This window comes from Fontibacillus panacisegetis, assembly GCF_900102215.1.
GTDB lineage: Bacteria > Bacillota > Bacilli > Paenibacillales > Paenibacillaceae > Fontibacillus > Fontibacillus panacisegetis.
Window position 1 is genome coordinate 1 of the sequence record NZ_FNBG01000041.1, and the last position, 11444, is coordinate 11444.

General features: G+C 43.9%; 12 protein-coding genes. 3 read left to right on the plus strand and 9 right to left on the minus strand.

The features are described 5' to 3' along the window. Positions 1-164: 164 nt before the first annotated feature. From BLS49_RS22190 to BLS49_RS22230, 9 genes are all read right to left on the minus strand, one after another. Positions 165-725: a hypothetical protein gene (locus BLS49_RS22190; protein ID WP_091235900.1), complete on the minus strand. Its 561-nt coding sequence runs from the start codon at positions 723-725 to the stop codon at positions 165-167. A gap of 110 nt (positions 726-835) precedes the next feature. After that, positions 836-1606: an SIMPL domain-containing protein gene (locus BLS49_RS22195; protein WP_245742712.1), complete on the minus strand. Its 771-nt coding sequence runs from the start codon at positions 1604-1606 to the stop codon at positions 836-838. Positions 1607-1762: 156 nt separating this feature from the next. After that, complete coding sequence (locus BLS49_RS22200) at positions 1763-2032, minus strand: HPr family phosphocarrier protein (RefSeq protein WP_091235902.1); 270 nt, start codon at positions 2030-2032, stop codon at positions 1763-1765. A gap of 106 nt (positions 2033-2138) precedes the next feature. Beyond that, on the minus strand, positions 2139-3068 hold the full coding sequence (gene whiA / locus BLS49_RS22205) for a DNA-binding protein WhiA (RefSeq protein ID WP_091235904.1): 930 nt from the start codon (positions 3066-3068) through the stop codon (positions 2139-2141). A 9-nt stretch (positions 3069-3077) separates the two neighbouring features. Next, entirely contained in the window at positions 3078-4064 is a 987-nt protein-coding gene (locus BLS49_RS22210) for a gluconeogenesis factor YvcK family protein (RefSeq protein ID WP_091235905.1), read from the minus strand. A 194-nt stretch (positions 4065-4258) separates the two neighbouring features. Further along, entirely contained in the window at positions 4259-5158 is a 900-nt protein-coding gene (gene rapZ / locus BLS49_RS22215; RefSeq protein WP_091235907.1) for an RNase adapter RapZ, read from the minus strand. Positions 5159-5365: 207 nt separating this feature from the next. Then, the gene (locus BLS49_RS22220) at positions 5366-6316 is read right to left on the minus strand and encodes an ROK family glucokinase (RefSeq protein WP_091235909.1); all 951 of its coding nucleotides are present in this window, start codon (positions 6314-6316) and stop codon (positions 5366-5368) included. Between the two features lie 260 nt (positions 6317-6576). After that, complete coding sequence (locus BLS49_RS22225) at positions 6577-7878, minus strand: DUF438 domain-containing protein (RefSeq protein ID WP_091235911.1); 1302 nt, start codon at positions 7876-7878, stop codon at positions 6577-6579. 21 nt (positions 7879-7899) lie between these two features. Next, the gene (locus BLS49_RS22230) at positions 7900-8127 is read right to left on the minus strand and encodes a DUF1858 domain-containing protein (protein WP_091235914.1); all 228 of its coding nucleotides are present in this window, start codon (positions 8125-8127) and stop codon (positions 7900-7902) included. A 188-nt stretch (positions 8128-8315) separates the two neighbouring features. On the opposite strand from BLS49_RS22230, the gene BLS49_RS22235 reads away from it, so the two are divergent. The 3 genes from BLS49_RS22235 to BLS49_RS22245 are packed head-to-tail and all read left to right on the plus strand — an operon-like array spanning position 8316 to position 11054. Next, entirely contained in the window at positions 8316-8999 is a 684-nt protein-coding gene (locus BLS49_RS22235; RefSeq protein WP_091235916.1) for a response regulator transcription factor, read from the plus strand. Position 9000: 1 nt separating this feature from the next. Next, positions 9001-10407, plus strand: coding sequence for a sensor histidine kinase (locus BLS49_RS22240; protein ID WP_091235918.1), 1407 nt, complete (start codon positions 9001-9003; stop codon positions 10405-10407). 23 nt (positions 10408-10430) lie between these two features. Then, complete coding sequence (locus BLS49_RS22245) at positions 10431-11054, plus strand: LysE/ArgO family amino acid transporter (RefSeq protein ID WP_091235920.1); 624 nt, start codon at positions 10431-10433, stop codon at positions 11052-11054. The last annotated feature ends 390 nt before the right edge of the window (positions 11055-11444 follow it).

Consider the following 11444-nt stretch of genomic DNA (forward strand, 5'->3'; position numbering starts at 1 on the left):
TTTAAAAAACTGTATTTTTGCATCCTTTTCCTGATATCTTGCCTTTCCTCTGCTAAACAAGAAGCGTCCCTCAAAGTTATCTTAGATAACTTTTGGGACAGCCTCTTTGTGGTCAATCCCGTAATTATTTGCGGTGCTAGCCCTGTTGTATTCCTGGACCACCATTACCTAGACCTGCTGTTATTCTCGCAACATGCGATGTAAAATTCATCTTCACTTTCGGGTTGTTTATAGATATGTTTCACCACATCCATTGATTCTAGGACACTCAGTTGGTCTCTGGTTACTGACATATCATATGTTCTATAACTGACCCTTTCATATTTCAGCTCTTCTTCAAATTTAAGAGTTAATTGTTTTTCAAACTTTGCTTCATTTACTCCAATGTTCTCTTCGCTGTCATCATCCTTTACTACAACACGAACTGGAATTAAACCACCATGACCCTCCAATTTTGACTTTTCCTCTTCCTCTTGGACATCGAACATAATTTTACTTTCATTTATTAATTCCAGTGCTTGCTTGTTCGGACCCAATCCCCGCGGCTGGATAGGCTGCAATTGAACTGTATTAGACTTCACATCTAACGATTCCTTGATTGTTTTCTTATTAATCTTTGAGGGGTCAATTTGAATCTGCTCTGAATCTCCATAGGCGTATGATATGTTGGAAAATAAGACAGTTAACACAAGCGAAATTAATGTTACCGGATTTCTCGATACCATGATCACCTTCCCTTCCATTTTATTACATATTACGTTCTATAGCGCTTAAAAAACCCGAGACATCTCACCTTGTAGAGGCTACTACGATGTCCCGGGCGTAATCTTCTGGTTTACTTCATTTCGTAAACTACGTTCAATGTTGTTTTCACAGTAATTTCACCAGGTTCCACTGATGTGCTGGCAGCTCCAGAATCCGCTGTTCCAGCCATCACTTTGTAATTCTCCATGTATGTCGGAGTTTCTACTGACGCCTGCGTCACGCTAAGCACAAGACCTACCTGACGTTTAGCTGCCTTGGCGATCGCCGATGCCTTTAAGTCTGCATTAGCCATAGCCTTCTGGATCACCTGTTCTTGATATTGATCAGGGTTTTCCGTACTAAACCGAACATTATCAATTCGATTAGCCCCTGCATTCGACGCAGCGTCGAGCAGTTGTCCAATTTTGGACAGGTCACGATATTTCACATTTATAGTATGGTAAGCTGTGTATCCTTTTACCTTTTGACCTTCTTTTTCACTATAGCTGTAGTTTGGCTGTACATAAAATTGGCCTGTCTGAATGTCTTTCACATCGATTTTCCAAGTATCCTTGAGCAAAGTGTTTAGCTTTGCCATTTTAGTTGAATTCGCGCTTTGTGCCTCCTTAGCCGTATCCGCCTGAGTCTCTACACCAATTGTCAAATACGCAATATCGGGCTTTACAGAAATTTCTCCGGACCCTACCACGTTAATGATATTTTTCTGCAGTGCAACACTTTCGGCGTAAGCCTTCTGAGGTGTGCCTAGTGCTCCGGTAAAAAATGTTCCTCCAACTACCAGCGTTCCAGCTAACAAAACTGCACCAACAGGTTTTAACCAAGCATTTTTATTATTCATCATTTTGACCCTCCAATTATTGGCGATTTATCTACTAAACGCAGACCAGAATAAAATGTTGCAGCTGTATTTACAAAAAATCAAAAAGAGGACTATCTCGCCCTAGTTTGACGAAATAGTCCCCTAATTTGTGATACTGAGTTAGGCCAAAAAAGAGTGTTATTGGTTCTCCAATTCTTCTTTGCTGACCAAACTGATTAAAGCGTTTGCAGCCTGTTCAGCATCCGCACCTTCAGCACTGATATAAATTTCTGTACCTGTGCTAATCGCAAGGCTCATAATTCCCATGATACTTTTGGCATTTACTTTTTTATCGTCTTTTTCAACGAAGATTTCAGACGAGTATTTATTCGCTTCCTGAACGAAAAGCGCAGCCGGCCGAGCATGAAGTCCCGTTTTCAAACGAACGGTAACTGGGTTTTTTACCATGAAAACTTACCCCCTATAACGAATTCAATCCACGTGTTCATTTTGTCAACATAATAATTTATATTATTATACCATACACAACATGCAGCACACTAGCAAAAGAAATTCAGCTCCCACGAATTTTTTCTGCAAGCTCATCAATTTTACGCAATCGATGATTGACCCCTGATTTACTAACCGTGCCCTTGAGCAGCTCGCCAACTTCCTTAAGGTTCATATCCGGATGTGCGAGGCGAACTTCAGCCACTTCACGCAGCTTATCAGGCAAGCTCTCAAGCCCTACCTCTTTTTGCAGGAGCTTGATGTTATCAATCTGCCGAACTGCGGCCCCAATGGTCTTGTTCAAATTGGCTGTCTCACAATTAACGATCCGGTTGACGGAATTACGCATATCGCGCATAATTCGTACATCCTCGAACTTGAACAGAGCCTGATGTGCACCGATAATATTCAACAGCTCGATAATTTTTTCGCCTTCCTTGATATAAAAAATAAAGCCCTTCTTACGTTCAATACAGCGCGCATTCAGGTGAAATTCATTCGCCAGATCTACCAGTGCCTGGCAATGCTCCTCATACATTGAGGATATTTCCAAATGGTACGAGGATCCTTCCGGGTTATTGACCGAACCACCAGCCAAAAACGCGCCGCGTAAATACGCACGCTTACAACAGTTTTTCCGGGTGAGGTCTGGATTAATCCCCGATGTAAAAATAAAACCCTCCGATACGATGTTCAGTTCCTTTAAAATTTCCTGAACTCTTGCCGGAATCCGCACGATGTAAACATTGTTCTTCTTGAGACGCATTTTCTTACGAACAAGCAGTTCTGTATGAACCTGAAAATGCTTCTTGATCAAAGAATATATTCGCCTTGCTATCGCGGCGTTTTCCGTTGAAATATCCAGAACAACCTTTTTGTTCGATACCTGTACCGAACCATTCATTCGAATCAATGCGGACAACTCCGCTTGCTCACAGCAAGATTCCGCTTCGACCAAGGTTAATTCTTTTTTGGTTTGCGCCGCAAACGACAAGGGACTCACCTACCTCTTTCGTAAAATCCAGTTATGAACTAATTGATAAATATGATGACTCAGTTTATCAGCATCATGACGTAAATACCGGCGAAATAGCACCAACGTATCGGCAATCACCTTATATCCCCGTCCTGTTACTACGTCCCAGTCGACTTGTACAGGCTTTGCACCCTTTTCAGCGTAGAAATCCTGGACTTGCCCCGGAATGTCTCCATCATTAACGATAACATAATCAAACAGATGATGGCCAACGTGATCATACACCGCCTGCAAATGGTCGCTGACTGTATAGTCATCCGTTTCACCCGGCTGGGTCATTACGTTGCAGACAAATATTTTAATAGCTGTATCATTCTCCAAAATTGCCTCCGCTAATTTAGGAACCAGCAAATTTGGAATAATACTTGTGTATAAGCTTCCTGGCCCAATGAGAATAGCGTCTGCTTCCCGAATTGCTTGAACTGCTTCAGGCAAAGGTTCAACTTCTGTAGGCTCCAGAAAAATTCTCTCGATCTTTCCCCGAGCCTCAGGAATTTTTGATTCTCCGGTAATAATGCTTCCGTCTTTCATTAGCGCATTAAGCACAACAGCCTGACCAGCAGCAGGAAGAACGCGACCACGTACCGCAAATACCCTGCTGAGTTCACGAACAGCCGTTACAAAATCACCAGAGATATCTGTAATGGCAGCCAAAATCAGATTGCCCAGACTATGGCCTGCGAGACCAGAGCCAGAAGAGAACCGATAATTAAGCATATCAGACAAAAGCGGCTCAACGTCTGCCAGAGCGGTTAATACGTTGCGAATATCCCCAGGAGGCGGCATCTGCAGTTCATTGCGGAGAATACCTGAACTACCCCCGTCGTCGGCTACAGTTACAATAGCCGTAATATCGAGCGGCTTTTCTTTCAATCCGCGAAGCATGACAGACAGTCCCGTACCACCGCCCATCACTACAATCCGCGGAATCCTTTCTTCCTTGGCTCCACTCATTACCGTATGTTTCACCTCTTACCATCAAGTCCAACAAGCGTTAGCTGATTGGACAATCTTTCTGAATTACATTTAATAAAGGTTCAAAAAGTGGAATTTTCAGCACCGGAAGGCCCTTGCTGAATTCAAGATTCGATGCCGAACATGCCTCATAGAATCACTTCGTGATCAAAATTCTACTTTTTGAACTACATTTAATGCCGGTCTCTTCCTTCGTCCCGGTGACTGACACGAACCGTCTCCGTTTCGCTAGTTCCGAGCATCCGACCTAAATATTCTGCAATCGCCACCGAGCGGTGTTTACCTCCGGTACAGCCGATAGCAATAATAACCTGACTTTTTCCTTCTTTATGATATTGAGGCAGCAGGAAGTGAAGCATGTCAAGCAACTTGGTCAAGAAGCTCTGCGTTTCCGGCCATTTCATAACATATTCATATACATCGCTGTCTTGTCCTGTGAATGGACGAAGCTGTTCAATGTAATGAGGATTCGGCAAGAAGCGAACGTCAAACACTAAATCCGCATCAATGGGTATTCCATATTTAAATCCAAAGGAAGTAATATTAACAGATAAATTGTTACTCTCCAAATGAGAGAATCGGGAAATGATCTTATCTTTTAACTGCGCCGGCTTCATATTGCTAGTGTCAATAACCTGGGTAGCGGAGATTTTAAGCTCCTCAAGCATCTTGCGTTCAAGACGAATACCGTCAAGCGGCATTCCCTCCGGTGCGAGCGGATGGCGGCGGCGGCTCTCTTTATAACGCTGTACTAGAATCGAATCGGTAGCATCCAGGAACAAAATTTCACTATGAATCGTAAAATGATCCTTGATGTATGCGAGTGACTCCGACAGGGCCGTAAAGAACTCTCGACCGCGCAAATCGATAACGAGTGCAACTTTAGCAATTTTTCCCTTGGATTGCTCGATCAATTCCGCAAACTTAGGAATCAACACTGGAGGTAAATTGTCTACGCAGAAAAACCCAAGATCCTCCAGGCTTCGGACAGCAAGCGATTTTCCGGCCCCCGACATACCTGTAATGATGATCAAATTAGCAACTGAAGCATTATCCTTATCCTTGTCCGGCATCTATTTCCCTCCTCGCAAAGTCTTCTACTCCTATATCTATATATAATTATACCCTAAATCTAAAGCAGATTTTTAAGCTCCTCTTACAATTAAGGCTTAAAAATCTGCATTTCAGCGCCGGAAGGCCCTGCTGAATTCAAGATTCGACGTCGATTATGCCTCGAAGCATTACTTCGCGATCAAAAGCAGATTTTTAAGCTTCCCCTATTATGAGCGGAGGAACAGGCCTGCCGCTCCTACCATCCCTGCATCATTGCCCAAAATGGCCGGAACAATTTTAAGTCCTTGTTGAACTGGTTCAGGCGTTAATTTAGCGAATACGCTGCGAATTTCATTAAACAAGAAATCCCCTGCTTTCGAAACTCCGCCACCAACGATATACAATTCAGGATTAAGTACTACTGCAACAGCCGCAAGAGCTTTGCCCAGGTAGAATGCAGCGCGATTGACGATACGAGTGGCTACTTCATCCCCAGCCTTGGCACTATCAAATACGTCTTTTGCTGTAATGTTCTCAACGAGTGACAAAGATGTGCGTTCCCCACGAGATACTGCATCGTTAGCCATACGAATAATACCCGTAGCAGAAGAGACGGTTTCAAGGCAGCCTATTTTGCCACATCCACACTGAATTGCTTCCAGATCAGGTACCACCGAAATATGACCCAGTTCGCCAGCCAATCCGGAGAATCCTTGATAGATTTTGCCATCAATAATAATTCCGCCGCCCACTCCAGTACCGAGCGTAAAGCAGACGCAATTATCGATACCCTTACCAGCACCGCTCCATGCTTCACCAAGTGCCGCCACGTTAGCATCATTGTCTATTTTAATAGGCTTGCCGAGACGGTCTTCCAAAATTTTGCGAATCGGGAAGTCCTTCAGACCTACATTTGGAGCCAATAAAATAATGCCTTCGCGAACGTTAGTAAAACCAGCGACCCCTGCACCCACTCCAGCTACTTGTTCCCATTCAAATGGAGACTGTTCCACAATCAGACGGACATATCGTTCAATGTTATCAACGATCGTCTCGGGACCCTTTGCAACTTCTGTAGGCCCTTCGTAGGTATGAAGAAGCTGTCCCTCTTCATTACAAATGCCAACTTTAATTGCCGTTCCGCCAAGGTCAACACCAATGTAGATCTTTTCAGACATGTTATACAAGCCACCTTTTTCTCTATTAATAGAAATAAAAATATTAATTCATTTAAAAAAATAAAAAAAGATTATCCTACGTACCAACTATAAGCGAACCCACCTTTTCGGTCAAGTAAGTAGGGCATTCCAAGAACCCTGTAAATACAAGGCTTTCAGGCGATGAAACACCCACTGGACGGGGTAAAAAAAACAAATCGCCCTGAAGTTCACATAGAGCTGACTTCAGGGCGATAATTTAGCAATTTTATGAAGTTTTTCTAGGATAAAATCCGTTTTTGTCCTTCCAGAGCCCGGATCGGAGCAATATTTTGCGTGAATTCCAAGGTGCCCAAATATCGCCCGTCCTGACTTCTAACGGCAAAATAACGAATATAAACGAACATGTCCTTGATCGGAATCCAGAAATCCTCGGCATCCTTTTTGCCGGATTTGAAATCTGCGAGCAGCTCATTCACGACATGAACACTTTGTGGCGGATGGCAATTTTGCACTGTGCGGCCGATTACTGCCTTGGTGCGCGCAAATATCCGCTCTTTACCGTGCGAGAAATAACGAACTACATCGTTTTCGTCGATGAAAGTTAAGTCTACCGGCAAATGATTCATCACAGCTTCCAACTGCTCGATTGATAACATACCGGTTTGGAATTTTACAAAGCCTTGAGGAGCGTCACCGCTACTGCTGCTATCTGTTGACGAGTCCGCAGGCGCATTATTGAGTGGAACTCTTTCCGGTACCCACTTCTGATCCGGAGCGATCAAGCAAAATCCGATTTGGTCGCTCTCTTCAGCTATTTTTACCCATTCATCCTCAGTTAGCTTATCGAGGGCCATAGGCAGCAAAATATTTTCCTCTTTAAAAATCATTTCATTAACTTCACTAATAATACGCTCCAGATCAACACACATTATATTCTTGTCACTGTCAGCATTAAATGAAATAAGATTAGCTTTAACTTCCTTAATCATGGCTCGAATGCCATCATCCACTCCCCACATCACCTTCGTAGGTCCGTAGATTCCGTATTTTTCAAGATAAGGGAAAAGCAGATTCTCTTTACGGCTATAATGCTTATCAAGATCAAGCAGCAAATTCAAATCCTCAAGCAGCTTGAACACAAGTTCATTAGATCCCTCTGTGGATAGCTCCTGATCTTGCGCTTTACGAAATTTGTCCAGATGTAGCTGCAGCTTGAAATTCACGAGCCGTTCAATCTCTCTATTTTCCTGCTTGAAGGTGTGTACTGGATGTCCAGGCTGCTCCTCCGGTGTGGAAGAGCGATGTATTTGCTCAATGGAGCCTTTAAAAATCGCCGTATGCACCGAGCAAAGCCGTTGAACCTCCGATACCGGAATACCTTCCTCCTCCATTAAGGAATGCTCCATAGCCGAAATTTCCGCCACGGTCACATCCCCGACCGCTTCTTCAAAACGAGCCTTCACTTCTTCTACGCTAGCTCCCGCGTGCAGCTCCTTGATGATCTGTTTTAACATTTCCTGACGATGAGACTGTTCTAACTCTGTTGCTGCATGCTCCCGATTATTAATTAACTCGCTCATTGTACTCCGTCCTTTCTATCCTTATTCAATAATGGCATAGCCTTTGGAACGAAAAGTTGATTTTATTAATTCAGGGTCTATTTTCTTCATCTTTGCACCCTTAGCCAATGTCATAAAGCGACCTGCTGTCTGGAGCATGCCAGGTTCAGCAATACTCTTAAATCCTAGCTCCAGCATAATCTCCATTGCATCAGGATGCGATGAACATAATTCATATACCGTTTGGTTCATATCAAGTACTTTATCCATCGTTCACGCCACCTTTGGATCGATAAATTTATAAAATTTGAATGATAACCGTTCTCATAGAAAACGTAACATAAGAGCATTTCCTGACTTGTGATTACAATCACTAATGGTATGCTTAAGGAAATATAGTTTATTTTTGATTCACAATTTGCCACAATAGAATCGAGTCGGAAAGGAGCTATAAGACAATGTCAAAATTAAACATAAACTTGTTATACATAGAGGATGATCGCGAGATCGGGGAATGGGTTAGCCGTGATCTCAAAGAGCGGGGATACAATGTGACTTGGTTAACGAGTGGAGAGACAGCAGTAGAGCAGGCCGCTAGCAGCAGTCTTGTCATTCTTGATGTAATGCTGCCAGGACTTGATGGATTTACGGTTGGACAACGACTTAAAAGGCAATATCCATCACTCCCCGTATTAATGCTGTCTGCTCGCACGTCCATCGACGATAAGTTGCAAGGACTAGAATTTGGTGATGATTACTTGACCAAACCGTTTCATCCTGACGAGCTGGCCGCCAGACTTGAAGTATTGCTTCGTCGTCATGGGGCCGCTTCCGCGGAACCGCTGCAGCTTCGTCATTTGCTTGTCTATGAAAAAGAAAACCGGATCATCAATCAAAGCTCAGGCGAGGAAATTATGCTTACCGGCAAGCAGTTTCATATCTTCCAGTACCTGCTTCGCCATTTAGGTCAGATCATGACCAAAGAACAAATCTATGAAGCTGTATGGGGAGAACCTTATTTTGATGGAGATAAAACCTTAATGGTCCATATTCGCCATTTACGGGAAAAATTAGAGCAGGATCCTGCTGCCCCGGAAATCATTGAGACGATTCGTGGAATCGGCTATCGAGTGAGGTCATGAAATGAAAATGCGGGCAAAAATCAAATTTCGCAACTCCTTGTTATCACGATATCTTGTGATTATTGGCATTGCCCTCGTCTTTATCCCGATCCTGATCCCTGTCAGCTTTCTGGCATCATGGGGAACTAATCAGCTATTGCATTGGGGCGAATTCAAATCGCCGCATAATCCATACAACAAACTCTACGGATCAGGCAATAACCTAGCTGCCGCTTGGCATAAAGAGGCCGGACTCCTGAATGATAAAACACCGGAAGAAATCGATAGCAAACTGCGAGATCTAAAGCAGCTCTATCCCGAGACTTCTCTCTTCTGGGTAGATGCTGCAGGAAACACCCGTCTGCAGCTGCCTGAACAGGATACCTTGCCCGAAGTATGGTCTTTGAAGGACACCATTACCTTCATGAAGGCCCGTGTAGATGCCGATCCTTTTACAGTTGTAGCTTTTATCGGTGGAAACAGCACTACAGATCAGGGTTTTATGGTTTTGGAGCTGCCTCGAAAATATATGATTAAGAGCACGGTCAACAGCCAAGGAGATACTCGCTTTTACGGATTTTTTCTAATGCTGATGCTTTCCTTTTTTCTTCTGTTATCCTATTTTTTCATTCGTGACATTCGCAAGCGACTTCTAAGACTGGAATCCAGCACGACTCAAAGCAATAATAACGGACTTCCCTCCAAAACGATCGTTGGTCGCCCTGATGAGATCGGACGGCTCGAACAAGCCTTCAACCGTATGGTCGATGAGCTGGAGGTTAGTCGCAAACGCGAAATTGAAGAGGAAACGCTCCGAAAGGATCTGATCAGCAACCTGTCCCATGATTTGCGGACACCGCTAACTGTCCTTGGGAGCCATCTGTATTCCTTGCGAAAAGAACCATTGTCTGAACAAGGACAGCAGTCCCTGTTCCTTATGGAATCCAAAATGGGCGATCTTGATAGCCTCATTGACCATCTGCTCTCTTACAACTTGCTCAGCAGCGGACGTTACAAGGTAACTCGCGTAAATCAGGATGTACTGCGAATTGTACGAAGCAGCGCTGCTGCCTGGTATCCGCTATGGGAGAAAAATCATCTCGAAGCCGACATCGATCTACCGGATATCCCTCTTCTCTGGGAGGTTGACGAGCAGGGCTTTCGCCGTGTACTCGATAATCTGTTTCAGAATCTGATTCGCCACGCCAGCTCCGGCGGCTATGTCGGACTAGCTACTGCCGTGAGGCAGAATGCTACCGCGCTTGTCATTTCCGACCATGGCCCAGGGCTAAATGCTAAATCATCTGCCAAAGGAGCGGGACTCGGCCTACTGATAGTAGATATGCTGCTGCATGAAATGGGACTTACAAGGGAGACCGAATCATCAAGTTCGGGTACGCGCATCTATATTTATCCGACGTCATTGTAAAAGTCATTGGGGGAAGTAAAGATATGTTAGCTGCATTAATTCACGGGATCGCATTAGCTTTTGGACTAATTCTCCCGCTAGGCGCTCAGAACGTGTTTATCTTTAACCAGGGAGCCTCGCAAGCCAGATTCAGAAAAGCCATCCCCGTTATCGTCACCGCTTCATTGTGTGATACCCTGCTCATACTGTTATCCGTGCTCGGAGTCTCAGTCATTGTGCTGACCATTCCGGCATTGCAAACGGCTCTCTTTTCTATAGGGATCTTGTTCTTGATTTATATGGGATGGTCCATTTGGAAAAGCGAACCCGCAAGCTTAAGTCAAAAAGAAAAGGCCTCCGTGTCTGTCAAAAAAGGGATTATATTCGCTATGTCTGTCTCCCTCCTTAATCCCCATGCCATTCTTGATACCGTTGGCGTAATCGGCACTAGCTCATTAAATTACCAAGGCTCGTCCAAAGTTGCATTCACGCTTGCATGTATTCTTGTCTCGTGGATCTGGTTCTTCGGATTGGCTCTTGCGGGAAAAATAGTAGGGGATTTCGATAACGAAGGCAAGTTTATGCGAATCATAAACAAGATCTCCGCCCTCATTATATGGGCTGTAGCGATCTATATTGGTTTTCAGCTATATGATTTATTAAAATAGCAGGATAAAAAGGGGCTCAATTAGGGCTGCTTTTTTCATTGATAGAGTCCTGCAAACGCCACGGGAGCACATATAGTGCAAACAAGGTACGTTCGTTCTAAGGGTGAGCGAGGGAAAATTAGTTGCAGAAACTACAACTAATATGTGGTGATTATCCTCTTTAGCACGGATTAGGGGAACTTAAGTGTACTTCTGCACTTAAATTCCCGAAACTAGCGATTTTCACTGATTTAGATGTACTTTATGCAACTACGTCTACCTCAACAAGCAAGAAAGATACGTTCCAGCACGTTCCGGCCTAAGAGGGTCATTGAGATGTTTTAAACAAAACTTAAACTTGCCCCTACTTCACACTTAAACTTCGAGCGATATGATCGTCATCGAGGTGAT